Genomic DNA, 22,489 nt, shown 5'->3' with positions numbered 1-22,489 from the left:
GAGCACGAACCCTCGCCGGACGCTAGTGTGTCGTTCCGGTTCATCCAATGCGAAGCTGTTGCCCCGCCTGGTACGAGTATAACCTCATTCATATCTTGCTATCAATGAAAATCATGAATGAATATGTTCAAAGGCGTGATGAGACTAGCAGAGTGTGGCAGCACCGCAGTAACAGCCCCCGCTCATCCTCGCTGGGCCAAACTGCAGGGCTCCTTGGCGGCGGCGCTACCCAGGCGGGAACCGCGCTGGTCTGCGCCTGAGACGATCCAGTCAGCATTGGGCTTTCACGCGGTCGCGATGCTACTCACTGACTGAAAGTGTCCACATATCGCCCCACCGCAGCGTCGTGCAGTAAGTACACCTCCGCGCATATCAACCCGGGATCGGCCCCAGTCATGAAGCCACGACGACTCACCCCAAAGTCGAGAGACCCTCATGGAAGCTGGGATCCTTGATCTTGTTGCCTTGTAGAGTCAGGCCCCAATCGCCTCATCATCGACTTCGATCTCACGTTCGTGCTCCCAGTGCGGAACCAGGGTATCTACGAAGGACGCGTAACGTTCGAATCGAGCTCTTGATGAATCCGCCGTCATGTCCACCACCCTTGCCGTGAGGGCCTCAACCAACGCCATGCAGGAGACATAGGACTCGAATGGCCTAGGCGTCCCGACTACCGCAGGCAGCACGGCATGAGCCACGTCCGCCAGGGGGGACAGCCACTGGTCGGTGAAGAGTATGAGTTTTCCTCCCTGCTGGACCATCGCACGTCCTAGCTTCTCGCCCTCCGCCTCATAGCGCCGGAAGTCGAAAGCAACCACGGTGGTGCGTTTGTCGGCATCGCACAGTGCCGCTACGCGCCGGGAGGGGGCGTCATCGATATACTCGACGCCGGGCCGCAACTCCCGAAGCATCGCGGCCAGGTGCCGGGCCAGGGACGAAGTGAACCAACCACCAAAAACAAGGACCTTTCGTCGTGGGTCTGCCAGAAGATCCGCCGCCGCTTGAATATCATTCTCCGACAGCCGGCTCATCGTCTCGGATATGGCGGAACTAAGCGTCTTAGAAAGGTCGCTTAATGCATTGCCTGCAATGCTGTGCGCCTCGGGATATTGATCCACCGGTGGCGTCACCCGCGCCACAACCTCGACCTTCACTGCCTCCTGGAACTCGGCATATGTGGCAAATCCCAGATGATTAACGAAACGAATCACCGTAGGACCGCTCACCCGAGCGTGCCCAGCGAGCTTGGTCGAAGATTCCAGGCCAAGGGTCGCGGGCCCCCCCAGCAGGGTGCGGGCTACCTTCCGTTCGGCAGAGGTCATCTCAGACAGTCGACGCCGGATGTTTTCGAACACCGGCACGTCCTTCATCGTCTGATCTGACATGCTCGCCTCCTAAATGGGTTCATTCAGACCGGAGCCTTAGCACCAGCGCTGAATGAGACTGGGTTTGAACCAAATCATACAACCCTATTGAAACGCGTGCGCAGGTTGGCTCCGCGTACTTGGGAGCCAACCGATTCCAGATGCGCTCCTTCAATGCGCGCGGAAGATGGAACATGTTCGGCGGCAGCTAGCCGGTAAGCGCTCTGGGCGGAGCGTCGTGCATAAGAGTGAATTCGACGTCGTCGGTTGGAATCTGCACCGTTGCCGTTCCAGGACGCGGAACGGAACTGGAGCAAGCTATTTTCTCGGATTGGGAGCCGGCGCTTCAGCCTCGACCGCCGCGCCGGCACCCCCCGTTCAGAGTCCTCGCCTAGTGATGGTGCGGTGGGATCGACTCAAAAATGGATTCTTCGGTCGGAAATGCTGCCGCGTCGAAACGGTCCGGTCGGTACGCAGTGGAGTCAACCCAATCGCTCGAACCGTTTACGATCATCTCCGAGAGCAGGCGCCCGAGTCCAGGGCCGTGGGTAACGCCAGCCTCGTTATCGCCGGCAAGTACGTGCAATCCTTCAACTCCAGGGACGGGTCCCGCTATGAAATGCCGGTCCGGGGTCATGCAAGGCATTCCTTGCAGCCACCAAGCGATGGACGTGTCGTGATTGGGTACGAGCTTTCTCAGCTCAGGCAGCAAGGCAGAATCCAGCCGCTCGACCAGTTCTTCACGGCGTGGCTGACTGGGATTACCAACGGAGCCGCCAAGTTTGAACAGGGGTGAGTAGCCGTCGCCGTTGCCATAGGTCAGGCCTCCCCGGTGCTCCCGCAGCCACAGTCCGTCAAGTTCCGGCACCATCACGGTGGGCATCGTGTTGCTTACTCCTGAGGGTGCTGCGATGGCCCGGGTCGCGACGATCGGTAGTAATGGAACCTTGAACCCTACGTCCGCGAGTAGTTGGTTCGTCCAGGCTCCGGCCGCCAGTACGACGTGGCGAGCGTGCAGCTCCCCGGCTTCGGTTGCAACACCCGTTACCCTGCCGTCAGATACTAGGAGGTGGCTTACCCGGCAGCCGGTGCGGACTTCGCCGCCCTTGGCGGTGATCTCCTCGGCCAACGCCCGATTGGCCCTACCAGCACTAATTTGAAGGCCAGCCGGGTGCAGTATTCCTCCGACTACGGCTTCGGCTGCGAGGACCCCACCGGTCACGGCACTGACTTCGTCAGCGTCCAAGGTTCGTGCATCGTGCGGCGCGCGGGGGTGCCGAGCGATTGGTGCGATCCAATCCTGCCAGCCTTGATCCGAGGTGGCCACGAAGAGGATCCCCTCATGCCGGTAGTCGATCTGGTGCTTCGCGGCAAGGCGACCATAGAACTCAATACCGTAGTGCTCCATGGCGATGTCGCCCTCGGTAAAGTGCTTGTTGTAGCCAGCTCCCCAGAGTGCGACGAAGCCACCACCAGCGCCAGTGGTCCCCGTCGCAGGAGACCCCGCGTCCACGACCACTACATTTTTGATACCCTGCTCCAGCAGGTGGAAGGCCACCGAGGCGCCTTGGATTCCTGCGCCCACAACGACAACGTCTGCCTGTTCAATTCTTGTCAAGATGGTTCTCTCCTTCATGGTGTTCCTGTTATTGGCATGTGTTGGCATGCCACAGCCTTTCGGAAGTCACTCGAACGGTGACTGGACTGGAGGCAGGGGATGAGCTAACTACTCGCCGTCCCTTGCGGGTGAGGGATAAGTGTTATCAACATCGGTGCGGGCGGCTGGCGCTAGTAGCACTCGACTGATCCCATGCCTCTTGTTAACATTGTCTTGGATGGGGGTACCTGAAGCTATGACAAGCATTATCCAAAAGATGTCTGCTATTGATATCAAGGCGATCGGATCAATCACGGCTGCCCCTGGTACGGGCTATCAGCGGCCGAGCTCAGAACCGCGTTGGGAAATTGCCTGGATCTTGGGTGGTCACTCAACTCTCACCAGCGGCGGAAACACCCACCCACTGCCGCCGAATAGCGTCGTAGTGACTAAGCCGGGCATGCCGGCGGCCTACTCGTGGGACACCCGCCATATATCCAGAGCCGGCTACATACTCTTCACCTCCAAGTCGCTCACGGAATACGACTGGCCTCTGGTCCGCCACCTGGCGCCTGACGATGTGGTCCTTGCCCTGCTAAGTCACCTTCTGTGGCTAGACGCCGCTCGGCCCAGCGGCTGGCATGACCAAGCGCGAAGTGCGTTGAGCTACGCGCTGCGGGCGTACTTTTCAGGCGCCTCTGGGACCAGCAGGCTCAGCGACCTGCCCCTCCCGCTTCCGATCGAGAAGTCGATCGCGCTGGTACGTGCACGCTGGGCGGAAGGCGGTCCGTTACGCACGCCGTCACTCGACGAACTGGCGCAGGCAGCCGCGGTTACCCGCGAACACCTGTGCCGCGTCTACACGAAAGAAATTGGCTACGGACCTATTGAGGCCCTTCGCCTGCTGCGCCTGCGGTATACCGCCGGCCTACTTGCCCGAACCACGTTGAGCGTGGAAAAGGTCGCTTTCGAGGGCGGATTCGCCAGCCAATTCCACTTCTCCCGCGTTTTCAAGGCGACCTTCGGCCTTTCCCCCACCCGGTTCAGACACAGCACCCTACCCAACGCAGCACTCCCGGATCAGGTCCAGCGTCTCGGCATGTACTTGTGACTTCTGCATTACGCCCGCCAACGTGGACATCGCTAGGGCCCCCGCGCCGCACCTAACGCCTGTTGATCTTTCCAGACAACTTCTGCGCAGACACTCCAGGGGCCGTTTTCGGTTGATGGCACATAGTCATGAGTGGCCCGTTGCCAAGTTGCCGGACAAGCGCCCTGCCGCGAAGTTGGCAGGTCCTCAGTTCTGTTCGGCAGAACGTTTCCCAAAGCACTTTCGATGTTTCGGCCTCCTGAATGGAATCATTCTGAAACCCCTCTTGACCGCGCCGCTTGAAGGATGTTGTACTGTCTCGACAACGACTTTTGGCGGGAAACCCCATCTCAGGCGATCCGGGGGGCAAGCCCCGGGCCGCTGGGGGCAGGACGCTTTATCAGGAGGACCAGAATGACGCTAACAATCGAGCAGGGTGCCGACAAAGTAACCCAGTGCGCCGGCATCCAGAAGGGCGAAAAGGTGCTGGTGTTCTGCGATGACTTCGGAGACCCCGCGTTGTCGGCCGCCGTAGCCGCCTCAGCCCGTCGGCGCGGCGCCGACGTGAAGGAACTGACAGTGGCGCCTGCGGTCCTTTCCCCAGTTGCAGACACGGGTGAGTTCCCGCCCGGGGCAGTCGACGCCGACGTACTGATTGGTGCGACGAGTGTAAGCATTTGGCACAGCGCTTTGGGACGCGCAGCGGCAGCAGCGGGAGCACGTGTATTGGCCATGACTGGATGTGACGTGGGCACCCTGGTTGCCGGAGGCATAGAAGCTGATTTTGATGCTGCTGGGGGCCCTTGCGTTGCCCTAACGAGCCGCTTGACGGACGCCCAGCGGATCCGGATAACAACTCCTTCCGGCACTGATGTGACCGCTAGCCTCGTGGGGCGAATAGGTGGCAATTGCACTGGAAAAGTAGAGAAACCTGGAGATCGGGACGCTTGCCCGGACATGGAAGCTTTCATCGCCCCCGTGGAGGAAAGCGTGAACGGCCGGATCGTCATAGACGGGAGCACAACTTCATTTGGTCTTCTGGACCAGCCGCTGGAGCTGTTCGTCGAAAACGGAAGGCTTAAGGAAATTCGAGGAGGCGAGCATGCCAAGTCGATGACCGAGCTGTTGGCCAAGCACGGAGATTCCGCCCATGTCTTTGCCGAGTTTGGATTCGGGATGAATCCGAGCGCCAGGGTCATCGGAAACATAGTCGAGGATGAAGCAACGTTGGGCACTGGCCACGTCGCCTTCGGCAATAACGATAGCTTCGGAGGCGCCAACTCAGCAACGATCCATCAGGACATGGTCTATTGGCACCCCACCGTTGAACTGGACGGAATCACGATAATGCAAGACGGGAAGCTTACTTTTTGAATCACGGGACGCTGGGAACAGTGGAAACCGGCTTTTAGGGTATTACTCGACCGGGCTTGGAGTCGCAACATGCAGTCCTGTGAGGGGCGCATCCACTTTCCGTCCGATCAAATGCCCGACGGCAGATGCTTGAAAATTTCGGTTTCCTCTAGTCGAACCGAGATGCACTAATGCAACAACGCCAACTACTCCGACGTGACAGATGTACAGACGTCGTCCATGCATCGCATTCTTCGGTGCCTCCAAGTGCTGGTGGCCTGTAGGTGACGCACACGAACCAAAAACCTCATTGCAATTTGAACTGGAGAATCATGTTAAGGACTCTTGACACTGTCGTGATCGGTGGCGGCGCTATGGGCTCGGCAACGGCCTGGGCTCTGTCGCGCCAAGGGCGGCAGGTAACGCTGCTGGAACAGTTTGGGCCCGGCCACAAAATCGGGGCGTCGCACGGCACCACCCGCAACTTGAACCTGGGCTACAGCCGACCAGAATATGTCGCGATGCTTTCCGAAGCGCTGACCCTTTGGGACGAACTGGAGCAGGAAAGCGGGCAAAAACTACTGACCCGCTCAGGAGTCGTCAACCATGGGCCGGATCCCCGATTTCCGGATATTGCCGCTGCGCTGACCCGGGCCGGCATCAGGTCCGAATTTCTCAGCCCCGACCAAGCCAAGGAACGATGGCGTGGGATCAGGTTCGACCAACAGGCACTCTTCATGCCCGATGGTGGTCAGATCAACCCGGATGCGGCGCTGCCCGCCTTGCAGCGGCTAGCAGTCGCCAACGGCGCGGATGTCCGGCACCACACCAAGGTCGTTGACCTGGAAATATACGATAACGGAGTGCGGCTGACACTTGAATCCGCCGCCGCAACCGAGGTAGTCACCGCCTCCCAGGTGGTAGTCACTGCAGGTGCCTGGACTGAAAAGGTCCTTGGCCGAGCAATCCACCAGTCCGGGCTGCGACTTCCCGAGCTACGGGTTACGCAAGAGCAACCTGCACACTTCCGCGTAACGGACGAGGGAGCTGTGTGGCCTGGCTTTAATCACCATCCCGGCAGCGGCGACGAGTATAAAAACTGGTACACACCCATTTATGGAATGCAGACCCCAGGGGAGGGAATCAAGGCTGGCTGGCATGGTGTTGGACCCGTGGTGGACCCAGACCGCCGGTCCTTTCTACCGGAACCGATACAGCTTGCTGCGCTGCAGGAATACGCCCGGACATGGCTGCCGGGAGTGGACGCGGATTCCTTCGAGGCTGTCAGCTGCACGTACACCACAACCCCCAATGAGGACTTCATTCTGGACCGCAGCGGGCCAGTCATCATCGGCGCCGGATTCTCAGGGACAGGTTTCAAGTTTGTGCCTGTGATCGGTCGGATACTTGCCGACCTGGCTACCGGTACACAACCCGCGCCAAAGATCTTCCGTCTGTCGGGGTTAGCTGTTAATTCCGATGCCCGCAATTAATGTGTGAAAGATCCAATTTCGTGACAAAGCATACAAACGAGCAGGTAGAAGTCCTGGTCAGTGCAAAGAACGAGCTTGAGGACTTGCTGACAGGAGCCGAGGCATCGCTTCGCGCGGCTGCACTTGCCCACGGTGCAGTCGGCATCCTTGTGACCCGTCATGACCCCCAAAGGTACACAGTTGCGCTAAGCGACAGAGTTCCCTTTGGGGAAACGCGCGAACAATGGCTCCCTTGAGTCCGCCGGAGGGACACTAGCCCCGGCCTAAATGCTGGTCACCGACAGCCTCGCCCAGGCATTTCCGGCCGAGCCTCGTCAAAGAAACAGCGGGCCGGGCCGAGCCAGAGAGACTAACACAGCCCTACAACACGTTCGAACCGGGATCCGACTTAGTACGGAACCCGCTGCGTGACCGACTGTTGAATCGGATTGCCGGTCCGTCCTCGGGAGCTTTGGAGCACCGGTCACCTTGCCCGTGAGAAAGCTAATGCCGATCGTGGATGGCTTTGTGAACCTGGGGATATTGCCGCCAGGTTTCGCGCTGGTGGGGTTTTGGCCGCTACCTGTGGCGTAGACCCGAGCGCTGAAGCAGCGAGTCGAAGATTCGATGACTGCTGTAGCTATCTCTCGGGGATGTAAACCGTGCCCGGCATGTCACAGGACAGCTTGTCCTGCTAACAAAGACATAGGAGTCCGCGGACTCCGGAAAGAAACGTAGGAAATATGGTTCACAAAGTAAGGGCGGTCATCGCCAGGGAAAAGAATGCCCCGGTTTCGGTGGAGACCATCCTGGTGCCGGACCCCGGTCCGGGCGAGGCGCTGGTGGACATCCTCACCTGCGGAGTCTGCCATACGGACCTGCACTACAAGCAGGGCGGCATCGGCGATGACTTCCCCTACCTATTGGGTCATGAGGCCACTGGTGTGGTCAGCGCCGTCGGTCCCGGCGTGACCGAGGTGTCTCCCAGCGACCGTGTGATCCTGAACTGGCGTGCAGTGTGCGGCGAATGCCGCGCCTGCGCCAAGGGCCAGCCCCAGTACTGCTTCAACACCCACAACGCCACGCAGAAAATGACACTGGAGGACGGCACAGAGCTTTCTCCCGCGCTGGGAATCGGTGCGTTCGCGGAAAAGACACTGGTCGCAGCCGGGCAGTGCACCAAAGTAGACCCCGAGGCCGACGCTGCCGCCGTAGGGCTCCTCGGCTGCGGCGTGATGGCAGGCATCGGCGCCGCCATCAACACCGGTGAGGTCAAGCGCGGCGAATCTGTTGCCGTGATCGGCTGCGGCGGGGTGGGGATCGCCGCGATCGCGGGCGCCAAGCTGGCCGGAGCCACCACCATCATTGCTGTGGACATCGACGCCAACAAGGTGAAAATAGCTAAGTCCCTGGGCGCCACCCACGGAGTGGATTCCAGCACCGAAGACGCGGTCGAGGCCATCCGGGCCCTCACAGACGGCAACGGAGCGGATGTCGTGATTGACGCCGTCGGACGCCCCGAAACGTATAAGCAGGCGTTCTACGCCCGGAATCTCGCCGGCCGTGTGGTGCTGGTGGGCGTTCCGACGCCGGGCATGAAGCTTGAGCTTCCCCTGCTGGACGTCTTTGGCCGGGGAGGGTCCCTGAAGTCCTCCTGGTACGGCGACTGCATGCCCTCCCGCGATTTCCCGATGCTGGTGGCGCACTACATGCAAGGCAACCTGGACCTGGACGCCTTCGTCACCGAACGGATCACCATCGACCAGGTGGAGGAAGCCTTCGCCAAGATGCATGACGGCAAAGTCCTGCGCTCGGTCGTTGAAGTACAGTCCCTGAAGGAGCTCTAATGATAGTCACCATCGAGAACCTGGTCATCTCCGGCACTTTTTCGCTCGACGGCGGCACGTGGGATGTGGACAACAATGTCTGGATCGTGGGAAACGAGGATGAGTGCGTGATCATCGATTCCCCGCACGACGCCGCAGCAATCATCAAGCAGGTCCGCGGCCGGAAGGTCCTGGCCATCCTGCTGACCCATGCGCACAACGACCACATCGGCGCCGTCTGGGAAGTCGCGGACGCCGTCGGCGCTCCGATCTACATGAATCCGGAAGACCAGGTCCTCTGGGAGCAGGTCTACCCCGATTCAGAGCCTGACCATGACTTGGCTGACGGGGACGAGTTTCAAGTGGGCGGCACAACGCTACGGGCGATCCACACGCCCGGCCACTCCCCGGGCTCGATCTGCTTCTACCTGGAGGACGAGGGAACGGTCTTCACCGGAGACACGCTGTTCAACGGCGGCCCGGGCGCCACCGGCAGGTCCTACAGCGACCACCCCACCATCATCGCCTCCATCCGGGAACGCTTGCTGACGTTGCCTGCCGAGACTGTGGTCCGCACCGGCCATGGTCAGAACACCACCATCGGCGCCGAACGGAAGGCCTTCTCGCAGGTAGAGCAGTGAGCGAAGGGCGTTCAACCAGGTGGTGGACGCCCTCAGTCTCACTGTTGAACGGGCTCCGGCGCGGCTGCCGTTGCGGAGTCTCTCTGTCGCATTGAGCGCAGCCGGTGATATTCAAAGGCCGGTAATAAGGTTGCCGAGCGATCTCATTCAGCCGAAAACCGGTGCTGTGCGAGGTGGTGATGAGGCGCCAAACGAGCAAGCCTTCCTGTCCCTGCTGCCCGCGGTTGCGGGTACAGCAGCAGGGACAGGAAGGCTTTCTCTGTCTAGGCGCGAGGTGAAGGGGGAGCTTATGTCAGCCTTTGGTAACTGACCCGTCCACTATGGTCAGAGCTCGGTCTCCAATGTGGGCAGAAAGAAGTCCGCATCTAATGACCGCAGTGCCGCGCAGTCACCTACTCTGCTCCTTTTCGATGGCGTTCTCAATAAATGGTGCTACTGACGGCCCAACCGCATCGACAGGCACGACGGGAAGAATGACGTCTTTCGGTCCATCAGCCCAACCCATCGGATCTAGGACGGACCGCAGGAAATTCCGTGTTCGTTGCTCCCTTGGCGCTTGGAAGAGCTCGTCAGGGTGCCCGGATTCCACCACTACGCCTTGATCCATGAAGATGACACGGTCTGCTACGTGGCGGGCGAATGTCATTTCATGAGTTACGAATAGCATCGTCATGTTGGATGATTTAGCCAGATCCCGCATGACCTTCAAAACGTCGCCCACGAGTTCTGGATCCAACGCTGAAGTGGGCTCGTCAAACAGCATGATGTCCGGCTGCATCGCCAAGGCTCGAGCAATTGCCACTCGTTGCTGCTGGCCACCCGACAGCTGCTTCGGATAGAAGTCCGCTTTCTCGGTCAGACCTACCTGGTCCAGCAGGCTCATTGCCCGTTTTTTTGCTTCTGCAGGTTTGACACCTCTGACCCGGAGCGGAGCCTCGGTGATGTTGCGGAGGACCGTCATGTGTGGAAACAGGTTGAAATGCTGGAAGACCATCCCAATGCGGTCTGCTACCTCCCGGCTTGCCTTGTCCCCGGCAACGTAGTCCTTACCAAATATTTCTATATGTCCGCCCGACAGCTTTTCCAGGCCCATGAGCAGCCTCAGCACAGTGGTCTTGCCCGAACCACTGGGACCTATGATTGCGACCTTCTCACCGTCCGCAATCGTAAGGTCGAGACCTTTGAGGACCTTGTTCTCGCCAAAAGACTTCTGAACGTCGCGGAATATAGCCGCTGGAGTCAGACTAGGGCTGTTGTTGTTCATGGAAATCACCTAACGAGGCTGAAGCGACGGTCAGCGCGGTTGATAAGAAGGACGGAGGGGATGCTCAACGCAAGGAAAATCAGACCAACCAGCGTGTAGGGCTCAAAATATCGGTAGGTGATGCCAGCCACTTGGTTTGCTGCACCGAAAAGTTCGATCACGGTGATGGTGGCCAGGATAGGCGTGTCCTTGAACATCGAGATCAAATAGTTTCCAAGCATCGGCACCATCGGAGGGATCGCCTGAGGCATGATCACTTTGGTCCAGGTATCCCTGGTCGACAGATGGAGAGCAGTGGCAGCTTCCCACTGACCGCGCGGTACGTTTTCCAGGCCGGCCCTGTAAACCTCGGCTGTGTAAGCGCTGTAGTGCAGCCCGAGCCCGAGGACCCCCGTCCAAAATGCGGGCGCCGTTACTCCGAATTCAGGCAAGATGTAGAAAAGAAAGAACAGCTGCACGAGCAACGGTGTGCTGCGCACGACAGCGATGTACGCGTTGGCGAGGAAACGTACGGGCCACAAGGGCGACTGTTGGAAGACGCTCAGAATCAAGCCCCCGACCAGGGCCAGGGCCATGCCGCCCAAGGTTGCGGCGAGGGTGAGGATTGCTCCTTGCAGTAGTTCGGGCAAAATGGAAAGTGCAAATTCCAGGTTGAATCGCATCAGCTCACCACGCCTTCGTCATACGTCGCTCGAAATGCCGGACCAGCAGACTCAACGGATATGCGGCTGCGAAGTAGACGGCCATGACCAGGAGATAAACAAGCACATTTTCTCCTGTCGAGCGAACCAGGGAGCTTCCGGTAAAAGCGAGCTCCGTGATTCCAATAAGGGACACGAGTGAGGTTGCCTTAAGGAGTTCCACGAGCAAGTTTCCAAATGGCGGCAGCATCCGCCGCAGAGCCTGGGGAATGATAACTCGACGGACTGCCGTGCCCCAACCAAATGAGAGGGCGTGAGACGCCTCCCACTGACCCTTGTCGACTGCTTGGATAGACGAACGCACTATCTCCGCCCCGTAGGCCGAAAAGCACATGCCCAGAGCCATGATGCCGGCGGTCATGGGGCTGAGCTCGATGCCCACCAAAGGAAGGACGTAGAAGAAATAGAAAATCTGAACCAATGCGGACGTACCGCGGAAGATCTCAACGTAGATGCGGGCGGGCGCCCGGAGCGCACGCCAGGGCGTGATCAACGCCAAACCGGCAACGAAGGAGAGCACCAGTGCTACAGCACCTGCTCCAAGGGTTACCAGGAGCGAGTTATAGAGGCCCTCAAGCAGAGGTGGAAGGAAGTTCATCAGCGATCATTTGCACAAGTCGGCGGCAGTAACTGACGCCTCGGGGATTTCATCTTCGGTCAGGCCATAATTGGCGAAGATCTTCTTCAGCGTCCCGTCGTCACGGATCGTTTTCAAGCCATTGTTCAGAGCGTCGATCAGGTCAGTATCGCCTGTACGCGCCGCCAGTGCACCGTAATTGAAAACGGGCTTACCGTCTTTCATGATCTGATCGTAGGGCGCAACACGTTCGACGGCACCCTGGTTGGTTGAGATCAGTGTCGCCGCCTGAAGGCTCGGGTAGTAGATGACGTCGACGCGACCGGCTTTCAGAGCCGCAATGGACTCCGTGTCAGCGCCAAACTTGACTACTTGTGAAGACGGGATCTTAGCGTCCTCAATCTCAGCGACCTGGCTCGTGCCAGTCTGCGTACCGATACGCACGGAAGAATTGGCTGCCACATCGAGAAGGCTGTGTACAGGTACATTCTCACCCGCCCGCTTGAGGAAGGCACCTCCTGAGCGGTAAACCGGGTTGGTGAAGGCGACTGCCTGGCAGCGCTCCGGACGGATATAAGTGCCACCTGCAATGAGGTCAAAGCGACCGGATGCTGCGCCGGGGATCAATGCATCAAATGGGACGACAACGGGATCCAGAGTCGTGATTCCCAGGGGGAGGAGCAGGGCTGCCAAGGTTTCGACGATGAAACCCTTAACCTCACCGTTCGAATTTACGAATCCGTACGGGTTTTCGTTCGCGACTCCGATGCGGACGCTCTTCTTGGCTTGAAGCTCAGCCAGTTTGCCGCCGCCGGAGGATGTGCTGGACTGGCCGCCACAGGCTGTCAGAAAGCTCGGTACAGCAAGGGCGGCTCCCGCAAGAACGCCCAAACGTGAACCGCTTATAAGCAGTTCACGCCGTGAAAAGTTGGCCATGTTGACTCCCAAGTCCGCTTGATTGGTTCCAGCTCCGGGTAAGTGCTGGTGAATTAAGACAAGTACAACATCATTCAAAGAACTCGTCAACGTGTTTATCTGTATTACCTGATTCATTCGTCTGTGTGTCGTCGGGTCCGACCTCATGCTCGGCCGAGACCCAGTTTTGTTCTTTCGATGACATCTTCGTTTACCGGCGGTTCAGGGGCGCCTCTGACTAGCTGACGGCCTTAGGACGACGAAGGATCGAGTCGTACTCCCATGTGCAAAGAGCGCCTTGAAATTTGCATGTCGCAGTTTCGAGGCTGAGCAGCCGTAGAGGCACCCCAACCAAAGAGCGCGGCAACTTCCACGACTTAGGATTCAAAGGCAGAGAAATCTACATGGGTGGAAATGCCGGGTAACACCCTCAACTCTTGACTCGCTGGCCCAGGGTTGGAAGGAGCTTGTGACCACTCCCGCGCTCCGCCATCGACCCGGAGAGATCGCCCCCCGTGCGACGTAGAACGGGATAGCCCTGTTGCCTCATGTCAATAGGTCCGGGAACGGATAGCTTGCCCCTCACCTGATCTGCAGCTAATCTGTGAACCGTGTCACTCACCAGTGGCACACGCTCATGATCTGCGGCGGGAGAGACCTGCCGGTACGTTCAGCAGGCGCCGTAGGAGCAAATCCTCCCCAGGAATCTCTCAGGCCCACGTACCGCCGCGGTAAGGCAACTCTGGAGAGCAGTCCGGATATCGGGCTCACCGACGGTGCAAGCGGCGCGCTGCTATCAGCAGCGCAATACGGAAACTCTCAGGTCCAGTACAGAGCGGGGAGGAACCCGAATCATCGTGGCACTTCGGCGCCACCTGAGTTATGGAGTTCCAGCAGGAAGCCGACGAGATCGGATTCCTTAGTGCCATGTCCGGCCCTCCGGCCCGCTCTACCTACCGCGCCGGCCTGGCGCTTGGCCACCGCAGCGCAAGAACGGCTGGGAAAGCACGGCCCAACTCGCGCACATTGAAAGCTCAGGCAGCACCCGCCAGGAAGACAGCACCCTGCTCACAGCTTCGCATCCAAATCCGCCAGGAGAGTACAACCGTGTTCCACAGGCGAAAAGAGATCGTCCCAACCGCAGATGGTCACATAGCTGAACAGCCCCTCCAACGAACGCGTCGCCCCCGGCGGACCGAGAGTCGAATCCATCGTCTGCGCTACGGCCGCGTGGCGTTGCTGATGAAGGGAAGGAGCCCGTTGAATGAGTCCGAATAAGGGGTGGACAGAAGTCGGCACTGTTCATGATCTGCCCTTTCAAAGCTGCCGTCGGGTCCGCAATTCTTTCGCGGTGGTGGCCGTGGGTTTGGGATTGATCGCGGCCCAATCGGGGGCTCCCACTCCGCTCCATCCCATTTACGCGGAACGGTGGGGTCTGTCGCCCCTGATGACGAGCGTCGTCTTCGCGGGCTACCTCCTCGGGCTAGGCGTAACCTTGTTGATGGCCGGGCGCCTCTCAGACCACGTAGGTAGAAAGCCTGTCATCTTTGCAGCTCTGCTCACCGCTGCGATTTCCATGACCCTTCTTGCCTTTGCCGACGGGGTGGGTCAACTCGTAATCGCACGAATTCTCCAGGGAGTAGCTTCGGGCCTTGGATTCGGGACGCTGGGAGCTGCTCTCCTGGATTACGCCCCTCCACCCCGGCATGCATTCGTGGCGATGCTCAGTGGGGCGTTACCTCCGATCTCGCTCGGCCTCGGAGCGCTAATCACAGGCGTGCTCGTGGAATTCTTCCCCGACCCGTTGCATGCGTCTTACCTGGTTTTCCTCGGTGCGCTGGTGCCGGCGCTTCTGGCATCCCTGGCGTTGAAAGACAACACCCGCGTCGCTACGGCGCCTGGCGATCGCTAATCCCGACGATGACGGTGCCAAAGGAGGTCCGCAGTCGGTTCGTGGTAGCTCTAGGTTTTTTCTGCGCCAGCTGGGCCCTGCTGGGCTTGTATCTAGGGACCGGCCCGAGTATGACAAAGACATTGCTTGGGGTTCAGTCCCCCACGTACGCTGCCTTGACGATCCTCGCACTCACGGGCAGTAGCGGCATTGTCGGCGTGCTGACTCTCAGGTTTGCAGGCGGCAAAGTTATGATCCTTGGTGGTCTTGCCTTGAATTTTGGAGCTGCGTCGCTGGTTGCCGCTGTGGCGTTGGGCAACGTCTGGGCTTTTGTTGCTGCAAGCATCATGGGTGGAATCGGTTTCGGCGCCGCGTTCCAGGGCGGCCTACGGCTCGTGGTCGCCGGCCTGCCAGCGACGCAACGCGGCGGGCTGCTGTCGTCCCTCTATCTCAACAGCTACATCGCATTCGGGGTACCAACCTTGGTTGCGGGGCTATTGGTTCCGCAACTTGGTCTCAGGAACGTCGTGTATCTGTACGCGGGTGTCGTGATGGCTCTCGCAATCATCGCGCTAACTCTGCTCCATTACAGCCGTTCGACAGTGAATGGCGGCCGTTTCTAAGCACCGGCTCTACCCAAACAAAGGATAAGCGAGTGGGTACCTGAACTTTAGGATCGAGCCGACCTTGGCTTCGCAGATTCCTCCACATCAGCGTCCCGGAAGCTTCGTGCCCTTCCTGCGCTAAGAACTCTGTGTGCTTGGATACCAACGCCGTAGTGTTCCCTGAAGTTAATTGCGACAGTCGGGAGCTTATGCTGGGGTGCGGACGCCGTCGAGCCTACTCGAGGTCCACAGATGAGTCGGAAGTTCGCGAACGCTAGGGCTCCCTCGTGGACGGCGGCAATGTCGTGATAGCCAACCCTATTCGAAGACGAGGAGCCTCTGATGGGACGAGTCGCGGGACGATCCCCGGAGCAGACTCGGCGAATTTTGCTGGATGCCGCTTTGCGCACAATCCGTGCGCGAGGAATGTCGGCGAGCCTAGACGATGTGGCCGCGGAGGCCGGCGTCAGCAAAGGGGGACTCATCTACCACTACTCGACTCGAGAAAAGCTCCTGCTCTCTCTTGTTCAGGACGCCCTCGAGAATTTTCGCTGCAATGTTTTTGAGTTACTGGACCCTGAAGATACCCAGGTTGGCCGGCTGGCGCGTAGCTACATTCGGGCGTGTTTCGTGGACCGCTCCGATCAGACCTCGGCTCGAGATCGTACAGCCGTAATCGCTCAACTGGTCAGCATTCCAGCTATCGAAGCAGTTGCCCGGGACGATGCAGCACGATGGGCGACAGATTTAGGCCAGGACGGTCTTCCCTCGGAGCTGCTGCAGGTTGTCACGTCGGCTGCGGACGGTGCAAGTGCAGCCCCGATGTGGGGTGCACTGCGAGAGGATGAGAGCCGTCGTCAACTAAGGGATCTACTCATCGACCTGACATATCGGTCGCACTTCTGAGTCTCGACCGCTCGGAGCATTTGGCAGGTCATAGGCGTGGCAGCCGACCGCTACCCCTACGCGGCTCGTGTTTTCTCCTCTGGACGAATGTTTGGGTACCACTCATCCCGCAGGGAGCACCTTCATGCTTTACACGGCGAGGTTAGGTCCTGACGAATTGCGGTAAGTGGCAGGAAGGACATGGAGAGACGGCGAGCCGGTGCCGCTATGGCGCACTTACAACAGCCGGTGCGAGCAGCCCGAGATCCTGATCGTTACCGGCGCGACACTGCGAGCATCGAGGCGAACAACACCGCGACCGGGAACTTTTACCGGCTGCACCCACGCTAAGCCTCCCGTTGGATTCGGGGACACACGGAAATGGCAAACGTTCGCTTCGTGCCGGAGTTAAGTGCGACCGGGATGGGCCAGCCCGCAGAAGCCGGGCTAGTGGCCGGCATCCTCGAAATTCATTTGGTGTGCTCCCGCCCCGGCAGAGGCGCGTAGTCGGAGCAAACGAGTGCCCGCGTGGGGGGTCCCTTCACACGCACCCTGTTGAATGCCCGGGACCCGTCAGGAATACGTAGCGCGGATCCGATCGCTGGTCGGTAGTGACTGGCAGCCAAGACGAAGACCTTCGGCAAGTTCTTCCTCGTCCAAAACATCGTTGCGAATCATCGTGACCTCGCCCCCGAGCAGACGGACCGCACACGCGCCGCACTCGCCCTCACGGCAGGAGTAGGGCGCCTTCACACCTTTGCTCTCCAGAAACTCAAGCAGTGTGCGATCTGGGGTCCAGTCAGCGAAGTTGTGCAATTTACCGTTGAGCTCGATCTCGAGTGCGGCCGGCTGCCGCACTGGGTCAATCTCATTGCCCCCGTCAAGCCCACCACTGACGGGATCGCTCATTGCAGTTTCCACCGCGACCCTGGTGGCATCTCCGAATGGGTTGGCGCGGAGCGATACGAATTTCTCTTGGTGGCAGCGATCCCTAGGGAAACCGCGCTCCTCGAGCGCCGCAATCGTCAACTTCATGAACGCTGCTGGACCGCAAACGAAAGCGTCGGATGCGGAGTGCTGGCCCGCAAAGGCGGCAAGTTGTTCCTGCGTAGGACGCCCCTGAACTGACGTCAGCCAGTGCACGACTTGTAGCCGGTCGGGGTGCTGAGCGCTCAGGCTTGCCCATTCTCTGGCGAAGATAACCGACAGTTCGTCACGGTTGGCGTAGAAGACAACGACCTGACCCGTTCCAGCCGCAAGGGCGCTGCGGGCGATCGACATTATGGGAGTAACCCCGCTGCCTGCTGCGAAGAGAAGTAGGTCGACGTCGAGTGAGGCGGGGGTGAAGATGCCGCTAGGTGGGAGCACCTGCAGGGTATCCCCCGGGCGGAGGCGGTCGCAGATCCAGTTGGAGGCGTACCCCTCATCGCTGCGCTTGACGGTAAGCGTCAGCCGTGTATCGTCAACCGCGCTGCTGGAGAGCGAGTAGCAGCGCGCCGCAACACCCGTGAGCTCGCTCGGCACGGCAACAGTCAGGAACTGGCCAGGCCGGAATGCGAACGATTCACGCGCCTCCGTTGGGATCTCGAGCACGACGGAGCAGGCGTCCGTTGTCTCGGCTATCACGTCTGCGACGGTGAGTAGATAAGACTCAGCAGCCATCTTCGGCTCCGACCGTGATGGCATCGACCGGTGCAGTGGGGCCCGGGCGGCCGGCGAGTCCGTGCTCAGCATCGACTCGCCGGCCCGATGGCGACCCGGAGTACGAGCCGAAACAGCCGTACTCGGTAAGTCGGATCCAGGCGTTAAGGTGCCGGTCGGCCACGCCCTCTCGAGAGTGTTTCGCCGACAATCGTAACGTGCTTTCGAGAACCGACTCTTGCGTAGCGTGGCCGCAGCCTCCTCCTGCCATTTCGGTCTTCCTTCAGATAGTGAGTGTGGGCTGGAAAGTCATCGGACTGTGGCCGAGCGTCCGTGCGAATGGTTCAGAAAACGCGCGATGCCGACCCCACCTAAGTGCGGGCGGCCGTAGGCGAGTTCCAAGACATCGGGCGAATCCAACAGGAACGTCTTTTTTCGACCAGCGTGGCCTATTTCTTGTACGCGTCCGCCTCCGCCTGACTCAGCGGGCGCAATGGAGGCGGGCACTATGGTCCGTTCAGAGCCTTAGGACTCGTCCTCATCCATCATGATGAGGTATTGAGAAAGGACCGACTTGATAGCCGGCTCCTTTGCTGCACTGAGGGGTCCAGGAGTCCAGTGTCGAGATTTGACACCTTGAAAGGCCTCGGTGAGCAGCGCAATGTCTTGTTCATTTGTGATTTTCCACATCGCTGTCAAATCGTCCACGTTGTAGTCGACGCCGTCAACGGCGTCTTCATGGACAAACCAGCGGGTAACCCACTCCACGTGACCGGGGTCCACGGGACGAATGCTGTGGATGACGGCATGGTCTACGTGAAAGAAGGCGCGGGTGAAAAACGGCTGAATTCCGAACCCGGCACCGAACGCGTCGGGGACTTCGGCGAGCGTCTCCAGCGTCCCCAACAGTGGGCGGACCATGACGTCGCCATTAGGAGACAACGTCTTCATCCCAGCCTTTAGGGGTAGACCGCCCCCATAAAATTCGACTGCCGGCCGAATGCAGCTTTCGAGCGTGGCCTCGAGGTCCATCGGCTCACAAAGCTCAGGATGGTTCCCCGTGCAGTGGTAACACTCCAAAAAGTTCTCAAGCAGCGACTTCCAGTTCGCGTCGACTTCGTAGGTGACCTCGTGCGCCTTCTTCATACGAGCTGGCTCGAGCGGTATGACATCGGAAGCAACCTCGTCGAGTACGCGCGAGATCGGTTCCTTCGGTTCCTTAGACAGGTTGACGAAGATCATGCCATGCCATACATCAATCTGGACCGGGAAAAGGCCGAACTGACCGTAGTCGATCGCGCCACCAACGCTGAGATCATCGAGGGTGGGCGCCTTTATGAGACGACCATCCAGCCCAAAGCTCCAGTTGTGGTACGGGCATACGAATCGCCGCGCATTTCCACTTGGGTTGTTGCACACAGAATGTCCCCGGTGGCGACAGGCGGTGAGCATAGCGTTGATCGCCGAATTCTGGTCTCGGGTGATCAACACACTTTCACCGACTAGCTTTACAGTGACGTAGTCGCCCTTGAGGGGAATCTCCGACTCGTGTGCAACATAGTGCCACTGCTGTGTGAAGATCTGGTCGATTTCACGATCGAAGATCTCCTGGGAGAGGTAGTACTCCCGCGGCAGGGTCGTGAAATATTCGTTGTGGTCGATGACGCTAGTCATTGTGACTCTCTCCCTTGCTTGCTTCTAAGTCTGATTTACCGCGATGACTGCTTGCTTTACCCTGCCTCATCGCGAAACTAACCATCCCATGCAGTTTCGTCGCTCGTCAATGGTTTTTCTGTATGAAATCCTTCGTGGCGACCTCTTGTCAGCGATGCTGAATAGCTTCATACTAGATCTTCAGGACGTGGTGCGGGTCACAGAACCGGCTGGCCATCGAGGACAGCTTTCGGAAACTGCAACATCCACACCCAGGTGAGGCCATGAACAAGTAGCCGTGCCTGACTCCATCCGGTGCCTTCTCAAGTGCCCCGTAGACAACAGATGAGGACATATTCGATGACTGCTAGCGAGAACTCAGGCCGTTACATGAAGCAGAATGAGCCGTGGTCCAACGCGTCTTTGACTAGACGGACGTGGTTGGCCGGCGCTGGCGGGATCATTATGGCGGGCTCCCTGGCAGCGTGCAGTGGCAGTTCTCCATCGCCGTCCGCGCTATCCAGCGGTGGTGCAGCTGGCGGTGCACCCAAACGGGGAGGCAACTTCCGGCTTGGGGTCACCGGCGGAGGAGCCAAGGACATGATGGACGGGCAAAACGCAATTACTTTGCCTGACATGTCGCGCAGGTTGATCGGGTGGGACACGCTTCTGACGCGTGACGACAACTACGAGTTGCAAAACGACGGGCTGGCAGAAGGCGTCGATGTGGATTCTCCAACGCAGTGCACGATCCGACTGCGTCAGGGCGTCGAGTTCCATGACGGCAAGACGCTGACCGCAGAGGATGTCATTTATTCGCTGCAACGCGTCGGCGATAAGGCAAATGGCATGAACGGGTACATCATGACGACGTCAATGGACATTGCCAACATCCAGCAACTTGACAAGTACACCGTCCGATTGCCGCTCAAGTCACCTGACGCAGCCCTTCTTGAAAAGCTCGCCAATGTGTCGCTGTCCATTGTACCGACGGGCTATAAGGCCTTTTCTGGCGACCCCTCAACGCAAGTCGGGACGGGTCCCTTCAAACTGACGAGTTTCACCCCCGGTCAACAGAGCGTTCACGAGCGCAACCCGAATTATTGGCGGGGTGACGGATCGCCCTGGCTGGACCAGGTGACGATCACCGACTTCAATGACTCCACGGCTCAGGTCAACGCGCTCCTTGGGGGCCAGATCGATGCGATGACCGACGTACCACCGGCCCAGATTGCATCGCTGGAAGCCCGCGGCAGTAAGATTCTGTCTTCTCAGAATGGGTTCTGGCTTGGCTTCGACATGGCCATTGATATGCCGCCATTCGATGACGAGCGTGTTCGCCAGGCCTTCCGACTGATCGTCGACCGGCAGGCAATGCTGGATCAGGTGGCATCGGGTCGTGGAAAGATCGGAAACGATCTTTATTCCATCAACGACCCGGCTTACTCCGGTGATCTGCCGCAGCGCCAGCGCGACATTGCCAAGGCGAAGTCGTTGCTTAAGGCGGCAGGGCATGAGTCACTCACGGTTGACCTGTATACGACTAACGGTGCGGCCGGTCAGGTGTCTATTGCCACTGTGTTCGCACAGCAGGCGAAGGATGCCGGTGTGACTGTTAACGTCAAAAACCTCCCCAGTTCAACGTTCTACGGTGAGGATTACCTGAAATACGCCTTCTCGGCAGAGTTCTGGACGCCCTTCACTTACATGATGCAGGTGCCGTTAAGTTCGCTGGACGGCGCGCTGTACAACGCGACGCATTGGCCGCCACGTGAGGGTGAGGGCTCGAACTTTGGCGACCTCTACAAGCAGGCACTAGCCGAGACGAACACCGAGAAGCGGATCGCGATCGAACGTCAGATGCAGAAGGCGGAATACGAGCAGGGCGGCTACATCATCCCCATATACCCAGACAAGATCGACGGGTACGCCGCAAATGTGCAGGGGCTCTCGCCCAGCAAGTTGGAGTACAACCTTGCCAACTTCGGGCACGGTTTCCGCAACATCTGGTTCGCGTAAGCAGGTGGGGCACGTGAAATGGTTACGCGGAGGAGGGATCCCAGGCTTCGTTCTACGCAGGGCACTGCTGGGGCTGCTGGTCCTACTTCTCGTCTCAGTCATCGTCTTCGCCGCGACCCAAGCCCTGGGCGACCCAGCCCGCGCAATCCTAGGCCGCGACGCAACACCCTACCGGTTGGAGGCACTGCGAAAGCAGTTGAACCTCGACCAGTCGGTGGTCGTGCAGTATGTGTCTTGGTTCAATGGGCTTCTCCACGGATCGTTTGGCACGTCGCTGGCGTCGCAGCTACCGGTGGGCGACTTGCTCGGTTCGCGCCTGGTGAACTCCGCCTTCCTAGTGTTCTGGGCCGCGGTCATCTCGATCCCGTTGTCCATCCTTATCGGCTCGTACGCTGCGCTGCGACGGGAGCGGTCCTTCGACAAAGTCACCTCAAACGCCATGCTTGTGCTGGCGGCGTTGCCGGAGTTCGTTGTTGCAGTAGTTCTGGTAATTCTGTTTTCCACCACGGTCTTCCACCTATTGCCGGCGATCAGCCCTGTCCCTCCTGGTCACTGGCCCTGGGAGTACCCAGACGGGGTGATCTTGCCGGTAGCCACACTGGTGATTGCTGTGGCGCCCTACGTCTCGCGCATCATGCGCGCCTCCATGATCGAGGTACTGGAAACCGACTACGTCGAGATGGCCCGGCTTAAGGGGCTGCCCGAACGCACGGTCATGTACAGGCACGCGCTGCCGAACGCGATCGGCCCGGTCTTCCAAGTGATAGCGATCACTCTTGCCTATCTCGCCGGTGGCATTGTCGTAGTCGAATACGTCTTCAACTACCCCGGGATCGGCAGCGCGCTCCAAGACGCCGTGGTCAACCACGACATCCCGGTCGTCCAGGCACTCGCAATGCTAATCGCCGGCGTCTACGTCATCCTCAACATGTTCGCCGACATCGCCACAATCGTGGTCACCCCTCGACTGAGGACACGCCTATGAACCCCCACCC

18 protein-coding genes and 2 riboswitches are annotated in these 22,489 nt (G+C 59.3%); of the genes, 10 read left to right on the top strand and 8 right to left on the bottom strand.

Annotated elements, in window-relative coordinates:
* Positions 1-473: 473 nt before the first annotated feature.
* Entirely contained in the window at positions 474-1,385 is a 912-nt protein-coding gene (locus ACZY1F_RS17635) for a MurR/RpiR family transcriptional regulator (protein ID WP_463943460.1), read from the bottom strand.
* A 370-nt stretch (positions 1,386-1,755) separates the two neighbouring features.
* On the bottom strand, positions 1,756-3,000 hold the full coding sequence (locus ACZY1F_RS17630; RefSeq protein WP_463943458.1) for an NAD(P)/FAD-dependent oxidoreductase: 1,245 nt from the start codon (positions 2,998-3,000) through the stop codon (positions 1,756-1,758).
* Between the two features lie 406 nt (positions 3,001-3,406).
* Here ACZY1F_RS17630 and ACZY1F_RS17625 point away from each other — a divergent pair, with 406 nt between their 5' ends.
* The 5 genes from ACZY1F_RS17625 to ACZY1F_RS17605 all read left to right on the top strand — a co-directional run bounded on the left by ACZY1F_RS17625 (position 3,407) and on the right by ACZY1F_RS17605 (position 9,343).
* A complete protein-coding gene (locus ACZY1F_RS17625; protein ID WP_463943456.1) occupies positions 3,407-4,072 on the top strand; it encodes a helix-turn-helix transcriptional regulator in 666 nt (221 codons plus the stop codon).
* Positions 4,073-4,465: 393 nt separating this feature from the next.
* Positions 4,466-5,425 (top strand): aminopeptidase, encoded by a 960-nt coding sequence (locus tag ACZY1F_RS17620; RefSeq protein ID WP_463943454.1) that lies wholly within the window; start codon positions 4,466-4,468, stop codon positions 5,423-5,425.
* Positions 5,426-5,736: 311 nt separating this feature from the next.
* Positions 5,737-6,897: an FAD-dependent oxidoreductase gene (locus ACZY1F_RS17615; RefSeq protein ID WP_463943640.1), complete on the top strand. Its 1,161-nt coding sequence runs from the start codon at positions 5,737-5,739 to the stop codon at positions 6,895-6,897.
* A 722-nt stretch (positions 6,898-7,619) separates the two neighbouring features.
* The gene (locus ACZY1F_RS17610; protein ID WP_463943452.1) at positions 7,620-8,723 is read left to right on the top strand and encodes an S-(hydroxymethyl)mycothiol dehydrogenase; all 1,104 of its coding nucleotides are present in this window, start codon (positions 7,620-7,622) and stop codon (positions 8,721-8,723) included.
* Positions 8,723-9,343 carry an MBL fold metallo-hydrolase gene (locus ACZY1F_RS17605; protein WP_463943450.1) on the top strand — a complete coding sequence of 207 codons (621 nt, stop codon included), beginning with the start codon at positions 8,723-8,725 and terminating at the stop codon, positions 9,341-9,343. The genes ACZY1F_RS17610 and ACZY1F_RS17605 overlap by 1 nt, the downstream gene beginning before the upstream one ends.
* 388 nt (positions 9,344-9,731) lie before the next feature.
* On the opposite strand, the gene ehuA is transcribed toward ACZY1F_RS17605, so the two are convergent.
* Genes ehuA through ehuB form a run of 4 tightly spaced genes read right to left on the bottom strand, consistent with a single transcriptional unit; the run spans position 9,732 to position 12,821 of the window.
* Positions 9,732-10,607, bottom strand: coding sequence for an ectoine/hydroxyectoine ABC transporter ATP-binding protein EhuA (gene ehuA / locus ACZY1F_RS17600; RefSeq protein ID WP_463943448.1), 876 nt, complete (start codon positions 10,605-10,607; stop codon positions 9,732-9,734).
* A gap of 5 nt (positions 10,608-10,612) precedes the next feature.
* Positions 10,613-11,269 (bottom strand): ectoine/hydroxyectoine ABC transporter permease subunit EhuD, encoded by a 657-nt coding sequence (ehuD, locus tag ACZY1F_RS17595; RefSeq protein ID WP_463943446.1) that lies wholly within the window; start codon positions 11,267-11,269, stop codon positions 10,613-10,615.
* 4 nt (positions 11,270-11,273) lie between these two features.
* Positions 11,274-11,906, bottom strand: a complete 633-nt coding sequence (ehuC, locus tag ACZY1F_RS17590; RefSeq protein WP_463943444.1) for an ectoine/hydroxyectoine ABC transporter permease subunit EhuC — start codon at positions 11,904-11,906, stop codon at positions 11,274-11,276.
* 6 nt (positions 11,907-11,912) lie between these two features.
* Positions 11,913-12,821: an ectoine/hydroxyectoine ABC transporter substrate-binding protein EhuB gene (ehuB, locus tag ACZY1F_RS17585; protein WP_463943442.1), complete on the bottom strand. Its 909-nt coding sequence runs from the start codon at positions 12,819-12,821 to the stop codon at positions 11,913-11,915.
* Between the two features lie 617 nt (positions 12,822-13,438).
* Positions 13,439-13,536, top strand: a riboswitch (glycine riboswitch).
* Position 13,537: 1 nt separating this feature from the next.
* Positions 13,538-13,644, top strand: a riboswitch (glycine riboswitch).
* A 420-nt stretch (positions 13,645-14,064) separates the two neighbouring features.
* Between ehuB and ACZY1F_RS17580 the strand changes: the two genes are divergently transcribed.
* The 3 genes from ACZY1F_RS17580 to ACZY1F_RS17570 all read left to right on the top strand — a co-directional run bounded on the left by ACZY1F_RS17580 (position 14,065) and on the right by ACZY1F_RS17570 (position 16,202).
* Positions 14,065-14,712: an MFS transporter gene (locus tag ACZY1F_RS17580; protein WP_463943440.1), complete on the top strand. Its 648-nt coding sequence runs from the start codon at positions 14,065-14,067 to the stop codon at positions 14,710-14,712.
* A 155-nt stretch (positions 14,713-14,867) separates the two neighbouring features.
* Positions 14,868-15,314 carry an MFS transporter gene (locus ACZY1F_RS17575; protein ID WP_463943438.1) on the top strand — a complete coding sequence of 149 codons (447 nt, stop codon included), beginning with the start codon at positions 14,868-14,870 and terminating at the stop codon, positions 15,312-15,314.
* A 324-nt stretch (positions 15,315-15,638) separates the two neighbouring features.
* Complete coding sequence (locus tag ACZY1F_RS17570; RefSeq protein WP_463943436.1) at positions 15,639-16,202, top strand: TetR/AcrR family transcriptional regulator; 564 nt, start codon at positions 15,639-15,641, stop codon at positions 16,200-16,202.
* A 552-nt stretch (positions 16,203-16,754) separates the two neighbouring features.
* Here the strand turns inward: ACZY1F_RS17570 and ACZY1F_RS17565 are convergent.
* Complete coding sequence (locus ACZY1F_RS17565; RefSeq protein WP_463943434.1) at positions 16,755-17,843, bottom strand: 2Fe-2S iron-sulfur cluster-binding protein; 1,089 nt, start codon at positions 17,841-17,843, stop codon at positions 16,755-16,757.
* A gap of 504 nt (positions 17,844-18,347) precedes the next feature.
* Positions 18,348-19,496 carry an aromatic ring-hydroxylating oxygenase subunit alpha gene (locus ACZY1F_RS17560; protein WP_463943432.1) on the bottom strand — a complete coding sequence of 383 codons (1,149 nt, stop codon included), beginning with the start codon at positions 19,494-19,496 and terminating at the stop codon, positions 18,348-18,350.
* 579 nt (positions 19,497-20,075) lie between these two features.
* On the opposite strand from ACZY1F_RS17560, the gene ACZY1F_RS17555 reads away from it, so the two are divergent.
* The gene (locus ACZY1F_RS17555; RefSeq protein ID WP_463943430.1) at positions 20,076-21,494 is read left to right on the top strand and encodes an ABC transporter substrate-binding protein; all 1,419 of its coding nucleotides are present in this window, start codon (positions 20,076-20,078) and stop codon (positions 21,492-21,494) included.
* 13 nt (positions 21,495-21,507) lie between these two features.
* Positions 21,508-22,479 (top strand): ABC transporter permease, encoded by a 972-nt coding sequence (locus tag ACZY1F_RS17550; protein WP_463943428.1) that lies wholly within the window; start codon positions 21,508-21,510, stop codon positions 22,477-22,479.
* The last annotated feature ends 10 nt before the right edge of the window (positions 22,480-22,489 follow it).

This window comes from Pseudarthrobacter xylosi (genome assembly GCF_055412765.1).
Note: the sequence above shows the minus strand (reverse complement) of the source record. Positions and strands in the feature narration are given on the sequence as shown.